8 protein-coding genes and 1 pseudogene are annotated in these 18538 nt (G+C 63.5%); 3 read left to right on the top strand and 6 right to left on the bottom strand.

Translation table 11 applies throughout. The annotated features are described in order from the left end of the window. Window positions 1–18: 18 nt before the first annotated feature. On the top strand, window positions 19–516 hold the full coding sequence (locus ASD22_RS12295; protein WP_056083621.1) for a DUF1579 family protein: 498 nt from the start codon (window positions 19–21) through the stop codon (window positions 514–516). A 285-nt stretch (window positions 517–801) separates the two neighbouring features. Here ASD22_RS12295 and ASD22_RS12290 read toward each other — a convergent pair whose 3' ends face one another. After that, window positions 802–1413, bottom strand: a complete 612-nt coding sequence (locus ASD22_RS12290) for an outer membrane beta-barrel protein (RefSeq protein WP_156459006.1) — start codon at window positions 1411–1413, stop codon at window positions 802–804. 567 nt (window positions 1414–1980) lie between these two features. Between ASD22_RS12290 and ASD22_RS12285 the strand changes: the two genes are divergently transcribed. After that, complete coding sequence (locus tag ASD22_RS12285) at window positions 1981–2685, top strand: glycoside hydrolase family 11 protein (RefSeq protein WP_056083616.1); 705 nt, start codon at window positions 1981–1983, stop codon at window positions 2683–2685. Between the two features lie 1499 nt (window positions 2686–4184). On the opposite strand, the gene ASD22_RS16765 is transcribed toward ASD22_RS12285, so the two are convergent. From ASD22_RS16765 to ASD22_RS12275, 3 genes and pseudogenes are all read right to left on the bottom strand, one after another. After that, window positions 4185–4424, bottom strand: a complete 240-nt coding sequence (locus ASD22_RS16765) for a hypothetical protein (RefSeq protein WP_156459005.1) — start codon at window positions 4422–4424, stop codon at window positions 4185–4187. Next, on the bottom strand, window positions 4421–5035 hold the full coding sequence (locus ASD22_RS12280) for a hypothetical protein (RefSeq protein WP_156459004.1): 615 nt from the start codon (window positions 5033–5035) through the stop codon (window positions 4421–4423). The genes ASD22_RS16765 and ASD22_RS12280 overlap by 4 nt, the downstream gene beginning before the upstream one ends. Further along, a pseudogene (locus tag ASD22_RS12275) lies at window positions 4960–6892 on the bottom strand (hemagglutinin repeat-containing protein). The gene ASD22_RS12280 and the pseudogene ASD22_RS12275 overlap by 76 nt, the downstream one beginning before the upstream one ends. On the opposite strand from ASD22_RS12275, the gene ASD22_RS12265 reads away from it, so the two are divergent. Continuing rightward, entirely contained in the window at window positions 6804–7025 is a 222-nt protein-coding gene (locus ASD22_RS12265; RefSeq protein ID WP_056083603.1) for a hypothetical protein, read from the top strand. The pseudogene ASD22_RS12275 and the gene ASD22_RS12265 sit on opposite strands and share 89 nt — an antisense overlap. A 96-nt stretch (window positions 7026–7121) precedes the next feature. On the opposite strand, the gene ASD22_RS16760 is transcribed toward ASD22_RS12265, so the two are convergent. Continuing rightward, complete coding sequence (locus ASD22_RS16760) at window positions 7122–7451, bottom strand: hypothetical protein (RefSeq protein ID WP_156459003.1); 330 nt, start codon at window positions 7449–7451, stop codon at window positions 7122–7124. After that, on the bottom strand, window positions 7448–18487 hold the full coding sequence (locus tag ASD22_RS12260; RefSeq protein WP_056083600.1) for a hemagglutinin repeat-containing protein: 11040 nt from the start codon (window positions 18485–18487) through the stop codon (window positions 7448–7450). The genes ASD22_RS16760 and ASD22_RS12260 overlap by 4 nt, the downstream gene beginning before the upstream one ends. Window positions 18488–18538 lie beyond the last annotated feature (51 nt).

Below are 18538 nucleotides of genomic sequence, written 5' to 3'. Positions count from 1 at the left end.
GCGCCACGGACACAAGCCATGCCGGACACAAGCTCGAACCCGCTGCACAAACTCGTCGGCCACTGGCGCGGCAAGGAAACGATCCAGCCATCCCAATGGGGTGCCGGCGGCCCGGCGCAGGCGCAGGTGGCCTGTCGCGAGGCGCTTGACGGCAAAGCGTTCGTGCAGGATTACGAGGCCGAGCGCGACGGAAAAACCTGGCTCCAGGCGCACGCCATCTTCGCCCGCCGTGCCGAGGCCGCGGACTACAGCCTGTTCTGGTTCGACAGCCTCGGCTTCGCCCCGCAGGAACCGGCGCAGGGAACGTGGGACGGCCACGACCTTGCCTTCATCCGCACCTCGCCGCGCGGGCAAAGCCGCCACACGTACACCTTCATCGACGACGACACCTACGGGATGCGGCTCGAAAGCTCGTTCGACGGCGGCGCGACGTACGTCCTCGTCATGGAGGGTGTCTATACGCGAATCCATGACGAGCAACCCGGGCGGGAGCCGGCTTCGATGCCGCAGGCATAGGTCATTCCCGAGCGCCGCCGCGCGGCGGCCGCGGAAGCCATGCGTGCGGGCGACCGACGGACACCACCACAACCTCCATGGTTGCACCTCCTCGGGAGACACGACCTGCGAACGTGCAGGCTGTCCCCGATTCATGAATGGTGGAGATCCAACCCGGTGCTTCACCGACCACCAGGCGGATTATTTCTACCCGCACAAACAAACGAAGCGCCGCCGAAGCCGTCGACTTGAAAGCCTCGGCTTCGACGGCGCTACCGTCTTGCTACTCGCTCGGATCAGCAGCGATCAGAAGCGGTATTCCGCCGACAGGGCGAACATCGCCGTGTTGAAGGTCACGGATTCGTCGATACCCGCCTTGCTGCGGTAATTGTCGTAGCTCAACCCCAGGCTGAATTCGGGCGTCAGCTCGTAGCCGACGCCCGCACCTGCATACCAGCTGCCGTTCGTGCTGCTGGCCCGGTAGTTGCCGCCCTCGGGCGAACTGTCGTGGTCGCGCAACTTGACGTGCGACTGAAACGCACCCGCGCGCGCGGAGACGTACCAGACGTCGGCAAAGTGATACTTCACCTCGGCGCCGGCAAACAGGCCCGACGTCTCGACCGACATGTTCGACGAATAGCCGCCATTGTTGTTGGTGTAATCATCCGTGAGCTTGCCCAGGTTCACGTAGCCGCCTTCCACGCCGAAATCGACCGCCCAATGCCACACGTAACCGAAGCGCACGGCTGCCGCCGTGTCCTTCGCGTCCAAGTGTTCGCCAGGGGCGACGCCCAGCCGATATTGCGCCTGACCCACTTCGGCACCGACGTAGAAGTTGCCCGTGTCAGCAGCCAACGAAGCCGTCGATACGCTTGCCAATACCACGGCCAGGCTGGCGGCCAGAATGTGTTTCTTCATGATCAATCCTTGTGAAAAGAGCGATGCCGCCCCTGCGCCATGCGCGGAGTCCGGCAGTTGTACATACGTGCGGAAATACCGGGACCATCATCCTGATGCCATGCCACTCCTTTGCCCTGGGGGCGCTCGCGGGAATCGGCGGCGTGAGGACAGTGCGCCCTGACGCTTCCCAACGACAATGACGGATCACCCGCCGGGCACGCATGGCCCGATGGAATCCGTTTGGACGTCTATTCTAAAGCGCCGCCCGCATGCATAACAGGCGCTGGTTCACACAAAGAACTCGCACACGTCTTCCGCACCCGCATGGCTTGCCGGCTGTAGCAATTCGTTGAGGTCGCGTCGACGATGTCAGTAATCCGCGCCGGATCGTTGCAGCTGGTACGGTCGTTGCCGGTGTACCTGCTGGCGATCGGCTCATTCACCGGGTGCATCAAGTACGATCCGGGCAGAGGTTGCCGCCGCGGCCGCCGAGCAACATCCGAACCTCCTGGTTGCACCACCTCAGGTGACACGGCTTGCGAAAGTGCACGCCGCCCCTGTTTCATGAATTGCGGAGATCCAACAATGAAATGGCACAACATCGGCAGGGCCGTTCTAACCGGGCTGGTCGGGGTTGGCCTGGCACTGGGTGCCAGCGCGCAAACCCTCACATCGAATGCGACGGGAACCCACGACGGGTTCTACTACTCGTTCTGGAAGGATTCCGGCGACGCTTCGTTCGGCCTGAAGGCCGGTGGCCGCTACACCTCCCACTGGACGAAAAGCACCAATAACTGGGTCGGCGGCAAGGGCTGGAAAACCGGCCGCACCGACCGGGTCGTCCATTACTCGGGCACCTTCGGGGTGGATGACAGCCAGAACTCGTACCTGGCGCTCTACGGCTGGACCAGGAACCCGCTGATCGAGTACTACGTGATCGAAAGTTACGGCTCGTACAACCCGGCCAACTGCGAAGGCGGCACCGACTACGGCAGCTTCCAGAGCGATGGCGCCACCTACAACGTGCGCCGCTGCCAGCGCGTCCAGCAGCCGTCCATCGACGGCACCCAGACCTTCTACCAGTATTTCAGCGTGCGCACGCCCAAGAAAGGCTTCGGCGCCATTTCCGGCACCATCACCTTCGCCAACCACGTCAAGTTCTTGGCGAGCAAAGGCCTGACCCTGGGCACCCCCGATTACCAGGTGCTGGCGACCGAGGGCTATCAAAGCCGTGGCAGTTCCGACATCACGGTCAGTGAGGGTTCGGCGAGCACAAAGACGGGTAAATAGGGACCAACGTTTGGCCAAGTTTAAGGGGACGGAGGTAATTAAATGGCGCATGCCGGAGAAGACGCTGGGAAGGCTCGTTGCCTGCCTTCCACGCAGGCGGACAAGATTAAAGATTGGGATTTAATTACCTCCGTCCCTTTGGTTGGACTTTCAAAGCAACGCTATCGTATCGGCAAAGGGTGGCGCAGCGTGCTGTCGTCTAGCGTCTCGTTCACGGCAGGCGGCTGCGCTGGCGCTTAATTCCAGCGTTAGGTATAAAGGGGAGCGTGTGAAAATATCTCGATTACTAATAATCCTATTATTAATCTACTCAATTATATATGGAGTTCTATTTTGGCTAGCATATCAAGAAAAAATAGGGGAAAACGTAGATAATATAGCCGTAATAGGATTTAGTATTTTAGCTTTATTATGGTTAATTTTTGATGCTAAAGAGCGCGGGATTAGATTGCCGCCATGGATGTCTATTATCACATTGGCTCTACCCATGATTGGAGTTCCAATTTATTTAATTAAAACAAAGTTGAAATCGGAAAATAGTCGTATTGGTAAGTACTTAGGTTTTATTGCAATAATGTTTATTTTTTATATGGTTGGAACATATTTAGTCTAATTACAATGCCCAACAAAAGAAACAAAAAGGGGCCAGGTTCATTTATCGCCAAAATGATCGCGAATAAATGAACTCGGCCCCTTTTCTGGTTACCTCCGTCCCCTTTTTTGATCTGACCCCTTTTGTTTGCGGCTTCTTCTGTTTGCGGCTTCTTCAATATGGGTCGAACTTTATGCAAGTAATGCGCGTCTGATGCACGTGGAGCCTATTGATCACGACTGGCATTGCGGATCCAATTCGCTTGACGGTCACTTCACATTGAGGCCCACCCATCCCCGATGCATTCCCATTCTTCCCTACCAGCTGATACTTCTCACCGCTCTCTGGAATGAAGGAAATTATCGACCTGCAATAAGAATCCCTGAACAGCGGCGATGGCGAACCATAGGCATATGTTAGGTAAATCGTCTTGCCAGCATGCAATCTGACGCTCTTGGAAACGCCTGTCATGCCTACATAGCACCCTTGATCATTAACCGAATTGATAACCAGACTACCGCCACCGTTATCAACATACAGCTCCGACGAATCCTCCGATGCCGCTGGCTGCTTATATTGCACCCCAGAACAGGCTGACAAGAAAAGTAGCGAGATAAGTAAATAGCATTTCATAAAAAATCCTATCATTTGACAATGATTCGAGAAAAGGGGACGAGAAAATGGGGCGGAGAAAGTTAAGCGAAAGACGATTTAACTTCCTCCGTCCCCTTTTTGTCCTGTTTCAGCGCATGGTGGAGAAGACGCCGGAAAGGCCTGTTGCCTACCGCCCACGCGGGCGGCCAAGGTCAAAAATCGAGGTTTAATTACCTCCGTCCCCCTTGATTGTCTGTCCCCTTTGATAGGCCTGCCGGTCGTTTCGTGGGACCACCACTCCTACTTCGGCCAGTCAGTGCGGCGGGCGAAACCTTGGACCACCAATGAGTGATAGAAGAAAGATTGCCGCCCCCGGAACAAGAGCAATTATCCACCCCCTACCCAGAAAGGTGGACCTATAAAAATTTGATACGATTTCATGAAACCCATGACCTTCCACAAGAAGTCTCAAAGTTACCACCACAAAGCCGAGCGCAATAATAAGTAGCATTGCGATCAAGCCAAGGAGAAAAGCTACAATAAACTTTTTCATTTAATACCTTTTCCCGTATCTTTCTTGGCGTTGTTATTGTGGCTTTCTGTCTGTTCGATCGTGTAGTTGATGAATTCACTGGCCACACTACTAATGAAGTTCCCCCAAATAACCGGCCCCAGCGCTCCGGGCTGTCCTTGCGATAGCCGATTCGTCGCCAAGCCGCCCACACCATAGCCGGCCCCTGTCGTCATACCCCCCGTGGCCCCGCCGAGCCACACGTTGTCGTCCGTACCATTCGCTAGATTGCCGTATTCCGTATTCACCACCCCCGCGCCAGCGCCCAGAGCGGTGTTCCACCAAAAGCCACGCCCCAAGCCGAGATAGCCGGAGGCTGCTGAGGTGCCCACTTCGACGAGGTTGATGTGGCCATCGTTCTTTGCCGCCTGCGCTCCCGCGTTGACCACCGCGCCGGTTGCCGCCGTACCCGTGCGCGTGGTGAGTGCGTATTCCAGTACGTTACCTATCCGTGTACCTGCGGTTGCCTCGACGGCGACATTACCCAAGCCCCCCGTCAATCCCGCCACCATGCCGTTTAGCGTGAGTTTGCCCTGGAACGCCAAAAAGTCCTTACCGCTTTGCTGTTTCGCTTGATAGATGGCCTCGTCCATGGCCTGTGACTGTGGTTCCCCGGAGTTGTAGTTGTTTCGTCCAGCACGTAGTACTGCTCCAAGCTGTAGCCCGCGGCTGGCAGCAGCGCACCCAAACCGCCGTTGTCGTCGCTGTTCAGCCGCTGGTATAGCGCATATCCATTGATGTTCGGGTCGGCACGTTGTTCGGCGTTGGCATACGACATGTCGTAATACGTCCCCCCGATCCATTCGCCGAACGAGTCATTCTGGATGAACGCCTCAGCCGCCGCGTCCAACGGCGCGCCGTCGAACTTGGCGTTAAACGTGTCGTCTTGCAACCGCTGCGCAGTAACCAGCAAGGTCTGTCTGGCGTTGTCGATCCACTGGTCCTGTTGATCCTGCGGCAGCTGGCTCAAAGTGCAGCCACATTGCTGCTCGGCGAAAGCCTCGGCCTGTGATTGCAGGTGTTGCACATAGTCCGGATGCAACTGCCGGTTGTACTTCTCCCCATCGAGTGCCGTTGTCACACCCGCACCACCACCCACGGCACCACCCACAGCCGCACTGGCCAGCTCCATCAACGTCCTGCCTTCGGCGCTGTTGGGGTCGATGTGGTGATCGGCGAGGTAGTTGGCCATCGCCCCACTGGCTGCTTCACTCGCCGCCGCACCCAGCGCACCCTGTGCGGTGTCGCCGCCGCCCAACGCGGCGGTCGCTGCGCCGACCAGGCCATGCAGCAGGATCTTGTTGGTGCCACCATCGCGCCACGCTTTTTGCTCTTCGTCCGTGGTCGCGTGGTCGGCCATGTAGTCGGCCAGATCACCCGCGGCCCGCATCCCCACATACCCCGCAGCCTGTCCCAACGCCTGCTTCTCCTTGATCTTGTCCACATCAAAATCGTTGCTGACGCCGTTGCCGTTGAGCGTGGTGGCGCTGCGGTCGATACCGCTGAGGTCCTGGTTGGAGTTGTCGCGCACCACGATCGTGCCCTGCGCAATGCTGCTGGCCGTGTCGCTGCTGTCGTGGCTATTCTGCGGCACCGCCATGTTCAATGCCGCACCCATGGCGTTGCTGGCCGCATTGCTGGCAGCCGAGCTACTGCTGCTGTACGAGAACCGCACCTGGCTCGCGCTGCTGTGCGCGCTGTTGTGCAGGTCGTTGACAACGAGACTGCCTGTATCCAGCAAGTTCTTTGAGGCATCCGCCGTACTGGCGAGTGCCGCGCCGGTGAGCGTGGTGGTGTCGCCCACATGGATGTCGAAGCCACCATCTCCGGCGGCTAGTCCCGTCTGATCCGTCACACTCTGGTAGTTGTTGCTGATGTTGGACTGGCTGTAGCTGGCGCCGCCGCTGCTGGCGCCGTAGCAGATGGGCGGGATGCACAGGCTCAGGCCCGCGCTGGCGCTCTGGTAGGTCTCCTTGTAGTGGTCGGTGTCCTGCGTGCTGGTGAGGCTGAGGCTGCGGCCGATATCGGCCAGGATGGTGTTGCCATAGGCTTGGGCGCCTTCCAGCGTGGTGTCCCTTCCGCTGGTCAGGCTGAGCATGTCACCGGCGTTGATGGTGGTGGCGTGGTTCGTGGCGCTGTCGCCATTGCCTTTGSCCCAGCGCGAAGCCCACGCCGATGCTGGCGCTGCCGCTGTGGTTGGCGCTGTCTCTCTTGGTGGTGTCCTGACCGGCGGTGAGGGTGATGTCGCGGGTCGCCGCCAGCGTGGCATCGCGGCCGGCCTGGATTTGCGCACCTTGCAGCTTGATGTCGCCGGTGGCGGCGTAACCATCGCTGTCCTTGGTGCCGTCGCCGGTAGCGACGATGGTCACGTCGCGGCTGGCGGTGACGGTGCTGCCCTGCTGCGTCTGCTGCTGGTACGACGTTTTGCTGGACTGGTGGCTGCTGCCGATGCTGACGGTGACCTTGACCAGGCCGGTGCTGCCGTTGGGATCGTTGGGATTGGCGGCGGCGGCCGCTTTCGCGGTGCCGCTGGCCGATTGGGCCGCCCAACAAAGGGGGTTAGTTCATTTACCGCCAAAATGATCGGGAATAAATGAATCCGTACCCTTTTTTGCGCGAGGCTTTAGACACCTTGGACGGGACAATACATTCGTCGGGAAGCTCAAGCTGACCCTTGTTTTAGTACTTAAATTCGATTTTTATCTTCATGCTGCGCAGGGAGAGCTCGACAACGCAACACTTCCATGGCTTGCCCGCGGCATAAAGGCCATTTAACTCAAAAAAACTTCTTAGTCGTACAAAAAGATCCAACAAGTCACTATCTACCTCAGCGCTGTTTGGCAAAAACCACTGCTTGGCCCCGGATGGGGAAATATAATCAAATAGAAATTTACAGTGATCATCCTCTGAAGAAAGCTCGGCCTCTACCAGTACCACATCAGCATCAGGAGGAGCGATAGCAGCTAAAATCTCACCAATACCTTGATAAATATCATCATCTAAACTCATATTCCACCCGGAGAATTGACAAAAGTTTCTCTTATCGGACGTCCCGAACCTATCTGGTAGGTCACGGTAAATTTCTCAGGCCTTATAGACCCTCCTGTATACACTGGTTCAATTTTCACATTAACTGCCTTGCCCTCTTTTAGTGCAACTGACCATTTATTTTCCATGGACTTCCATGCACCCTTATTCAAATTACCGTTCATGGGGAGCAAATTCAACTTCTCCCCGGGCCCTTCGAAAATGCTTGCAATCAAGTGGCCGCCCTCATCTCCAGAAGCCCCGCACTTACCGGCAACACATTGCTGATAGGTATTTCGGTCCCTTTTGCTCAAGGATAGATCGGACTCAACCTTCTCAACTCGTCCCAAACTATCTGTTTGATACGTCTTGTTTCCATCCACCTTGTACAGAGTATTAGGCTCAGGATTGTTGAGCTCTTTGCTCCAAGAGCCTTTACCGCCAGAATTGACTTCGACTTCTCGTAGAGCTTGGCCGGCCCCCTTCGCCCCATCCTCGACCAAGTGGTCCGCCGCATCGACCTTCTTGCTGAACCCCTCCGCGCCCTCGACGATACTTTTGACGCCCTTGTTTACCCCTATGGCGCCTATCGTCGACAGTACGGTGTCTACGGCGACCGATGAAATCACATGGCTGGCCGGGTAAACTCCCTGCTGCTCAGCGTCGGTCTGCGCATCGAACCCGTAGGTGCCGACCAAGCCCGCCAACGGCCGCACCAGCAGCCCCTCCTTCTGCTGATACAACCACTGGCCCTGCGGTGAACTGTCAAACAGATAACTGCCCGCCGTCTTGACCGGTCCGCCCATCGCCGCCATGGCCACGTACGCGAGAGCCGTGGCCGTGTCCTTGCCCATCCAATTCACGGCTTTCTCGACACCCTGCTCGCCGCTGACGACCAGCATCGTGGCGGCCGATCCGACCCGCGACCGAACGCTCTCCGTATCCGACGTCAGCTGGGGTGCTGCATCCGGCACCGCTGTGTCGCCGGAAAGAGGTGCGCCCGTGGCCACACTGGTCATCGCTCCCACTGTCACCGAACCACCCAGCCGTTCCATGACCGCCAGCTTCTGGTCATCACTCAGATCATCGAAGGAAGTGCCGTCGTACAGGCTTCGTGACGTCGATTCGGCCAACGCCATGCCCATCAGGCTTTCGGCCACCTCGGGGTTGGCCAGCGCCGCCGCCAAGTCCGCCGGATCGGCACCGGACTTCATGGCCTTGTCGATCAAATACGTCATGGCGGCGCGAACGTTCTCGTCGCCACCAGCGGCATTTTTCAGTGCCTGTGCCTGCCATCCCAGCGCCTGCTGACGACCATCGCGATAGTCGAAATAGCCATATTTCTGGGCGGTGGACGCGACACCTGCACCGGAACCTGGTGAGCCGGTCACGCTGCCGGCGAGCCACCCCAGACCCGCGCTGGCCATCCCCATGGCGGTTTCATGCGCACCACTGTCCGCATCCACGCCATGGTTGTTCAGCATGGCGCCCAGGCGCGTCAGGAACGCTTCGTCCGCTACGACGCCTGCCGCGCCCGAAAGCGCATCGCCTCCTCCCATTTTGGCTTGAAAGGCACCGGCCAGCGCTTGCAGGGCCACCTTGTTGACACCGCCATCACCCCACGCCTTGAGATCCGCTTGCGCTTGCGCGGCTTGCGCCTTGTAGATGGCGCGATCTTCGTCCGTCGTGGCGGCAGCATAGTTTTCGCTAGCGGCTGCCAGTGATTGCTGCGCCTTGTCGCGGCGGGATTCCACGACAACCTTGACGGTTCGGAAGGCGACATACCCCGCTGCCTGCCCCAGCGCCTGGTTCTCCTTGATCTTGTCCACATCAAAGGCGTTGCTGACGCCGTTGCCATTGAGCGTCGTCGCGCTGCGGTCGATGCCGCTGAGGTCTTGATCGGGGTTGTCGCGTACGATGATCGTGCCTTGCGCGATGCTGCTTTGCGTATCACTGCTGTCACTGCCTCCCTGCGGGATGGCCATGTTCAATGCCGCGCCCATGGCGTTGCCGGCCAGGTTGCCCGCCGCCGAACTACTACTGCTGTAAGAGAAGCCCATCTGGCTGGCGCTGCTGTGCGCGCTGTTGTGCAGGTCATTGACGACTAGGCTGCCGGTATCCAACCGGTTCTTTGAGGCATCGGCGGTGCTGGCGATGGCGGCGCCGGTCAGCGTGGTGGTATCGCCGACGTGGATATCGAAGCCACCGCTCCCCGCCGCCAACCCCGTCTGATCCGTCACGCTCTGGTAGTTGTTGCTGATGTTGGACTGGCTGTAGCTGGCGCCGCCGCTGGTGGCGCCGTAGCAGATCGGCGGGATGCAGAGGCTCAAGCCCGCACTGGCACTTTGGTAAGTCTCCTTGTAGTGGTCGGTGTCCTGCGTGCTGGTGAGGCTGAGGCTGCGGCCGATGTCGGCCAGGATGGTGTTGCCGTAGGCCTGGGCGCCTTCCAGCGTGGTGTCTCTTCCGCTGGTCAGGCTCAGCATGTCGCCCGCATTGATGGTGGTGGCGTGGTTCGTGGTGCTGTCGCCGTTGCCTTTGCCCCGGGCCGCGGCAGCGGCGAGGCCCAGCGCGAAGCCCACGCCGATGCTGGCGCTGCCGCTGTGGTTGGCGCTGTCTCTCTTGGTGGTGTCCTGACCGGCGGTGAGGGTGATGTCGCGGGCCGCCGCCAGCGTGGCATCGCGACCGGCCTGCACCTGGGCGCCTTGCAGCACCACGTCGCCGGTGGCGGCGTAGCCGTCGGCGCCCTTCGTGCCGTCACCGGTGGCCACGATGGTGACGTCGCGGCTGGCGTTTACCGTGCTTCCCTGCTGCGTCTGCTGCTGGTACGACGTGTTGCTGGACTGGTGGCTACTGCCGATGCTGACGGTGACCTTGACCAAACCGGTGCTGCCGTTGGGGTCCTCGGCATTGCCGCCGGGCGGGGCGGCGGTGGCGGCATTGCCGGTGGCCGACTGGGCCACCCGGTCGTAGTCGATGCCGCCGGCCACCTCGCCTGCGTCCTTCGCGCCGTAGTACGCCTCGGCCGCATACAACGCCGCCAGCCGGTTGTCGCCGCGGTCGTGTGCATCCACGGCGGCGTCCACCGCCTGCGCGGCCTGCACTGCCACGCCAGACAGCGCCACGGTCACGCCTGCCTGCTTCATCTTGTCGCGCTGCTGCTGCTCGGCGGTGTCCGCGCTGGGCGTGAGGGTGACGTTGCGGCCCACCAGCGTGACGTCGCGGCCGGCGATGTCCACACCCTGGCCGGTGAGGTCGTCGTGGGCGACCACGGTGACGTCGCCCTGCGTGCTGGTCAGCCCGGTGCGCAGCGTGCTTTGCCAGGTCTGGTTGCCGCTCTGGTCGTGCAGCTCCTGCCGCTCGCCGATGGTGCCGGCGTAGCCGTTGCCGCCCAGGTCGCCGACCTGATGGCTGCGTTGATAGGTTTGCTGCTGCTGGCTGGACTCGGCGGTGCCCAGGTCGATCTTGCCCTGCGCGGCCAGCACGTTGATGTCGTGCTGCGCGGTCAGTTGCGCGCCCTCGGCGGTAATGTCGCCCTGGCGGCTGATCACGCTGATCTGCCCGGCGTCCACCGTGGTGCCGGTTTCGTTGACGACCTGCTGCGCGTTCTGCGTGATGCCCGACTGGCTGTTGTAGGGCGACATGCTGACGCCGCTGCTGTTGGCACCGCCCTGCAGGCTGCGCGCCGCGTCGCCCCAGCCGACCGCCGCGGCGGTGAAGCTCTTGCTGTGGTGGGTGCTCTGGCTGCTTTGCGACTGGGTGTCGGCACTGGTCAGCAGGGCCACGTTGCGCTGCGCGGCCAGCGTGGCTGTGCCGCCGGCGCTCAAGGCGCTGCCTATCACGGTGAGGTCGCCGCCGGTGGCGTTGAGCGTGAGGTCGCCGGCCGCACGCAGGGTGCTGCCCCGCTCACTGCGGGTGTCGAGCTGGCTCGACTGGTTGCTGCGCTGGCTGCCGTAGCTGATGGCGACGCTGGGCATGTCGGCGCCTGCCGCACCGATGGCGTCCATCGTGTCTTTGGTCTTCTTGCCGGAGCCGGCCTCCTCCCGCCGCGTCTGCTTTACGTTGCGCACCCCGTCCAGCGCCGTGCCCACCAGCGCCATCGACAGGCCGTGGCTGCTGGCCTGCTGCGTGCCGGTTTCGTGGTCGGTCTGGGTGGCCGAGGTGATGGTGATGTTGTTGCCCTGCAGGGCGACGTTGCCGCCGGTGGTGGAACCGGCGGCGCGGGCGGCGATCAGGTCGCTGCCGATCACCGCGAGGTCGCCGCCGGCGGCGACCGTCAGGTTGCCCTGGGTGCTGCCGATCAGGCTGCCGACGGTGATGTGCTGCTCCACGGTGCTGGTGGCGCTGGCTTTCTGGCTGCCGGCGGTAAAGCCGATACCACCCAGGCCGCTGGCGCCGCCACCGCCGAACACGCCGCTCTTTTTCTTGCTGATGCTGTACGCGTCGGTGGAAACCTCCTCGGCCGTGCCGAGGGTGACGTCATGGCCGGCAACCAGCGTGACGTCGTGCGTGCCGGCCATCTGGGCGGCCCGGGTCGTCAGGTCGTGGCCCGCCGCGATGGTCACCGCGTCGCCGGACAGCGTGCTGCCAATGGCATAGGTGTCGTGGGTTTCGTCGTGGGTGGTGGTGGTTTTGCTGGAGAACAGGCCGCTCTTTTTATACTTGGTGTCGCGCGTGGTGTCGTGGTTTTCCACGCCGGCATCAAGCGTGATGTCATGGCCGGCGCCCAGGGCGATGGTGCCGTCGCTGCTGGCGAGGTTGGCGGCGGTGGCGGTGATGTCGCGCCCGGCGCTGATGACGATGCCGTTGGCGGCGTCGAGCGCGGTGCCGCGCACGGTTTCGTCGAGGCTGCTGGTGTTGACCGCGGTGCGGCCTTCCTTGTGGTGCTCCCGGGTCGTGGTGACGTCGGTGACGGCGTTCAAGTTGACGTCGCGCCCGGCGCTGGCGGCCAGCACGTCGCCGGCCTTGAAGGCGGCGCCTTCGCTGGTGATGTCGCGGCCGGCGGACAGCGCGAGATTGCCACCGGCGGTGACGTGGCTGACGGCGTGTGTAGTGGTGTGGGAAATCGAGGTGCCGCCGCCGGTGACGGCGGTTTGCGCGGTGGCCGCAAAATCCAGGTCGCGGCCGGCCACCAGTGCAGCATCGCCACCCGCTGTGATCGGCGTGGCGATGGCGGTCAAATCGCGGCCGGCGACCAGGCTGAGGTCGCGGCCGGCGCTGACTGGCGCCTGGCTGAGCAACAGGTCGCGGCCGGCCTGCAAGGCCAGGTTGCTGCTGGCCGTGATACTGCCGCCGGTGGCCAGGCCCAGGCGCTGCGCGTCGGCGAGAGACAGGCCCCCACCCAGGTCGACCTTGCCGATATCGGCGCCACTGAGCACGTCGCGCCCGGCCACCACGGCGACGTTGCCGCCCTGGATGCGGCCGGCGTTGAGCACATCCTGCGCGGCGCTGATGCTGAGGGTGTCGTCGGCGCGGAGGTTGCCGCTGTTGAGCAGGGTGCCGGCCTTGAGGCTGGCGTCGCGGCTGGCGAGTACGTTGCCGGTGTTGCTGAGGGTGCCGCTGGCGTCGAGGATGATGTCCTGGCCGGCCATGACGGCGCCGCGTTCGCTGGCCAGGTTTTTCGCGTGCTGCGCGGACAGGTAGACCACCGGTACCAACACTTTTTCGCCATTCACCTCCTGGCTGACCAGCCACACGATGTCGTCGGTGAGGCTGGCCATCTGCGGCGCGGTGAGCGCCACGCCCACGGCCAGGTCGAACCGGCCGGCGGCGGCCACGCCGGCATCCATCAGCTCGCGGTATTGCGCCACGGTGTCGGTGCTGTTGCTGAGGAAACGGCGGCCAGTGAGCGCGGTGATCTGGTCGAGCACCAGGCGGTTTTCGTAGAAGGCGTCGCCGAGGCGCTTCAAGGTGTCTTCGCCGTTCCACGGCAGGCGATCCATCAGGTAATCGCTGCCGTAGAAGCCGCTCATGCTGGCGAAGCGCGGGTCGGTTTCGACGAGGTAGCCCGCGCTGTTGCCGGGGTGGGTGGTGAACAGGCCGTTGGTGGGCAGCTGGATCTGGCCGCCGGGCGCACCCAGCGAGCCCACGGTTTGCGCACCGGGGGCGGCCGGTGTACCGCCCAACCCGCCCACCGTGCCCAGGTTGATGCTTCCGCCGACGGCGCTGACGCCGCCGGTGCCGCTGCCGGTGACGGCCTGGCCATTGCCGTTGCTGCCCAGTGCCGCCACGGCATTTACGGGCCGGCTATCGGCACCGACGGTGGTGTTGGCGATGGTGGTGCCGGTGATCGAAAGGGTGCCGCCAGCGGTCATGTAGGCGGGCGCATCGGGCCCCGGCGTGATGTTCATCCAGGCCGGCGGTGTTCCCGCGATGGCCAGCTCGGCCGTCGTGGAGGTCTGCCCGAAGTGCTCGACGCCGTTGTCGTCCCAGCAGGTCTTGGTGCCGAGAGCGCATTTGCTTTTTTCCTGTACCTGGATCCAGTTGTCGACGTCGGTGCGCAGCGACACCGTGGGCACCCAGCCGACGTTGACGATGCTCTCGCCGCCGAGGGTGCCGGTGCCGGCGGCCACGCTGCCCGACTGGCCGTTCACCACCAGTTGCCCGGCCGCCGCGATGGTGGATTTGTCGTTGAGCACCGAGCCGCCGAGGGCGATGTCGGTACCGGAGACGATCCGGCCCTGCGCGCTGGTGCGCAGCAGGCGCTGCTGGCTGATCACGGTGGTAGTGGTTTGCCCGGTGGCATTTTCGTCGGGATCGCAACGGTGGTTGTCGCCCAGGCCGGCGCAGTAGGCAACGGCAACGGGGTCGGTGGTCTTGTCCACCACGTGCTGTTCGACCGTGGTGTTGCTGGCCTGTTCCGCGCTGGTGAGCGTGTAGGTTTCGGTTTCGAACACGCGCCGCTGGTTGGTGATCTGGCTGGCCGCGAAGGCGATGCTCCCATCGGCTTCGATGCTGCCGGAGCGGTTGGTGATGGCGCTGGCACGGCCGCCGCTGGCGTTGGCCGCCACGGTGAGGTCGCCCATGGCGTAGATCAGCGCATCGCGGTTGAGCAACGTGCCGGTGAGGTACAGGTCGATGTTGCCGGCGGCGGCGATCACGGCCGAGTCGTAGGCGGCGTTGTCGGTGGCGCTGCCCAGGTCGCTGCCATTGGTGAGGCTGCCGGCGTGGACGGTGATGCCGTCGCCGATCAGGGTGCCGGTGTTGCCGACGCTGGCGGCGGTGAGGGCGACGGTATCGCCCTCGATGCGGCCGCTGTTGGCCAGCGTGCCGGTGGCGGTGAGCGAAGTGGCGGCGCTGTCGACGGTGCCGCTGTTGGTGATGCCGGCGGCCTTGACCGCAAGCGCGCCGACCGCGCTGAGCGTGGCGCCGCTGGCGTTGTCGAGATTGCCGCTGAAGGTGAGGCTGGCGTTGCGGTTGGCCTTGAGCGTGTTGCCGGCCACGTTGGTGTAGTTGCCGGCAAGGGTCAGGGCCAGGTCGTTGCCGGCCACCACGCGGCCGCTGCCGGCGAGGCTGCCCAGGTCCAGCGTGACGTTGCCGCTGGCGGCGGTCTCGCCACCGGTATTTTCCAGGGTGGCCAACGCAAGCACGATGTTGCCGCCGGCGCCGAGGTGGCCGCTGCGGTTGGTCAGCGTGGCGAGCCGGTTGGACCAGGCCAGGTTGCGGGCGGCGTAGAGGGTGCCGCTGGTGTTGTCGAGACTGGTGGCGGCAAGGCTCAGATCGCGCCCGGCGACCACGGTGCCACTACCGGTGTTGCCGATGGCGCCAGCGCTGACCGCCACGTCGCCCTGGCCACCCAGCGTACCGCCGGTGTTGGTAAGCGCGCCGCTGCCGAGGTTCAGCGTGGTCGCGCCCTGGGCCGCGTTGGCGATGCGGCCGGCACTGTTGTCCAGCGATGCCGCGGTGAGCGACAGCGTGGCGTTGCTGCGGCCGCGGCCAGCCTCGATGCGGCCGTTACCGTTGCTCAAGGCGCCAGCGGCAGTGGCCGCAAGCGCGCCCATGGCCTGCAGCGCACCGCTGCGGTTGTCCAGGGCGCCTCCGCTGGTTACGACCAGATCGCCAGCGGTATAGATCTGCCCGGCGTTGACGACGCTGCCCGCAAACAGATTCACCGCGCCGTTGCCGGCGATGAAGCCGCTCGCGGCATTGCTCAGCCCGTGCGTGATGTACAGCGACAACGCATCGCTGCCCAGCGCCTTGATCTGGCCGGTGCCGTTGGTCAAGGTATCGGCATGCACGGTGAGCCCACCGCTGGCCTGCAACGCACCGCCGGTGTTGAACAGTGCCTGGGTCAGGGTGATGTCGACGGTATCGGCAGCCAGCGTGCCACCACGGTTATCGAGCGATTGCGACTGAAGGCTGGTATTGCCTGCGGCGGAAACACTGCCGGCGGCATTGGTGAACGCGCCGCCAGTGATGATTTGCAATGCGCCGTTGCTGGCAATCGATCCGGCGCTGTTCTCGAACTGGCCGTCCACATCGAGGCTGAGCTGGCCGCTGCCGGCGTGGGCAATGCTGCCGCCGGCATTGAGCAGGCTGCCCGCATCGAGGGTCAAGGTGCCGGCATTGCTCGCGATGCTGCCCGCGCTGTTGTCGAACGTGCCGCTCACCGCCAACGTGGATGCGGCCGTACCGGTTTGCAGTATGTGGCCGCCGCGATTGACGATGCTGGCCGCGTTCAAGCCGACCGATCCGGCCTGCAGCGTGCCGCCGCTGTTGTCGAGTTGGCCGGCGGCCTGCAGGGCGAGGTTGTCGTGGGTGGCGAGGTCGCCGTTGCGCAGACTCAAGCCACCCAGGGTGGCGGTCAGCCCAATGGCGCCGCCGGCACGCGTGGTGGCACCGCCCAGATCGAGGCTGGCGCCGTGCAGATTCAGCGTGGTGGCGGCAAGGTTGCGGCCCTGCGCCACCAGCGCGGCGGTGGTGTCGACACTCAGGGCGCCGGTGCCGGCAAGGCTGCCGTCGGCCTGCACGCCGGCACCGAGCACGCCGCTGGAATCGAGGCTGCCAGCGCCGATGTCCAGATCGCCCTGGGCGGCCAGCGTGCCTGTATTCGCCAGTTGGCCGGTGACCATCCATTGCGCGGCGGTGCCGGCGTAGGCAGTGCCTTGATTGTCTGCATGACCGTCGACGCGGATCGTCTGCGCGGCACCGCTGCGCAAGAGGCCCGTGTTCTGCAGATCGCCGGTGAGGGTGGTCGTCAGGTCGTGGTCCGCACGCAGCGTGCCACTGCTGGAGAGGCTCCCGGCGTGTACGTTGGCGTCGGTACCGGCGTAGATCAGGCCGGTATTGGTGACCTTGCCGATGCTGGCCAGGTTCAATGCCTGGGCGGCATAGAGCCAGCCTTGCGCGCCCACGTCGACGGCGTCGCCGGCGGTCAGTTGCAGACCCTGCCCGGCTTGCAGCACACCGTCGGCACGCACCGGGCCGGTCACCGCAACGGTCAGGTGGCGGGCGGCCAGCAGGTTGCTGCCGGCGTCGGCATCCAGCCGTCCGATGGTCAGGCTGACATCACTCATGCCGTCGATCAGGCCCTGGTTGTGCAGGGCGTCCGCCGTAATCGTCAGTGCGCCACCGGACTGCCATTGACCGCTGTTTTCGACCTGGCCGCCATGCACGGTGCTGCTGCCGCCGCTGATAACGGTGCCGGCGTTGCCCAGTGACTGCGTGCCAGTGAGCTGCACGCGGCCATTCGCGCTGAGCACGCCGGCATTGTCGAGCACCAGCGCGCCGAGCGTTGCGTCGCCACCATCGGCAAGCAGATGGCCGCTGTTGGAAAGCCGGCCGTCGGCGCGGAGATCAAGGCTCGTCAGCGCCTCGACGGTGCCGGCGTTGTCCATGTCGGCCGCGTGCATGGTGATGCCCTGCCCCGCATAGACATCGCTGGCCGCGGACAAGGAAAGCGCGCCGGCGGCGTCCATGGCAACCGCGCCGCTTGCGGCATACAGCTTGCCGCTGTTGCGGATGTCACCGGTGCTGGTGAGGTTGGCGCCCTGGCCCGCGTAGAGCGTGCCGCCGTTGCCCACATTTCCATTGCCGCGGACGTCCAGACGTCCATTTGCGGCCAGCGTGCCGCTGTTGTCGATTCCGCCCGCCTGCACGGCAAGGTTGCCGGTGGCGGTGAGCTTGCCGGTGACCACCAGCTTGCCGGCGCTGGTGAGCTGGAAGTCGCCGGCCTGCGCGGCGATCTCGCCACTGGTGCGGACGCCCACGCCGGCCTCGGTGCCCAGCAGGTGAATCTTGTCGGCGTACATGCCGCCCAGTACGGCCACATCCAGGCTCACGCCCGGCGCCACGCCCTCACCCTTGATCGCTTGCGTCGCCAGATCGGCATAGCCGACCTGGTTGGCGCCGGTCACCACGTTGAGGTTATGCGCCCACACTTTGGCATTCGCCTGTACTGCACGCGCGATCAGATCGAGCCGGTCGGGGCGCGTGGCATCGAGGCCGCCGCCATTGATGGCGATAGCGCCGCGGGTAACTCGGAACGCCTGCAAGCTGCCGTCGCCGCCGAACACTGGCGTACCGGTGGTCAGTACGCTGCGGGTGGTGTTGATGAAGCCACCACCATTGACACTGATGCCGTTGGGGTTGGCCACGATCACGTCGGCGGCCTTGCCGGCAACCTCGGTGTAGCCATTGAGCGCGCTGGGGCTGGTGCCGGTGACCTCGTTGAGGATGATCCGCGCCGATGACCCGGCGCCCAGGTTGGTGTTGCCGACGATCATGCCGGCCAGCTGGGTCTGGCTGACCGCGCCGCTGTTGTTGAGGATCAAGCCCTTGCTGTCGACATCGAACGACTGGAACTGGTTGTGCGACACGCCGCCGGCCGAGGGCGCGACGATGTTGACCACCGGCGTGCCGTTGGCCGCGGTATCGATGCGGGGGCGATGCACGCCGGCCCGCGCGTCCGGCACCGCTTGCGCCTGACCGGCCACCGGAACACCGAGCAGCGCTATGCCGATGGCGACAGCAAGCGCGTTGAGGCCCTGGCGGAACGGATGCGAGGTGTCGATGGTGGTCATGGTCTGGTTCTTCCCTGGTTCATGGCTGCCGCCCGGCGGAACGGAACGCTT

The organism is Rhodanobacter sp. Root480 (genome assembly GCF_001426645.1).
Taxonomy (GTDB): domain Bacteria; phylum Pseudomonadota; class Gammaproteobacteria; order Xanthomonadales; family Rhodanobacteraceae; genus Rhodanobacter; species Rhodanobacter ginsenosidimutans.
This window is presented reverse-complemented; position numbering and strand designations above follow the sequence as displayed.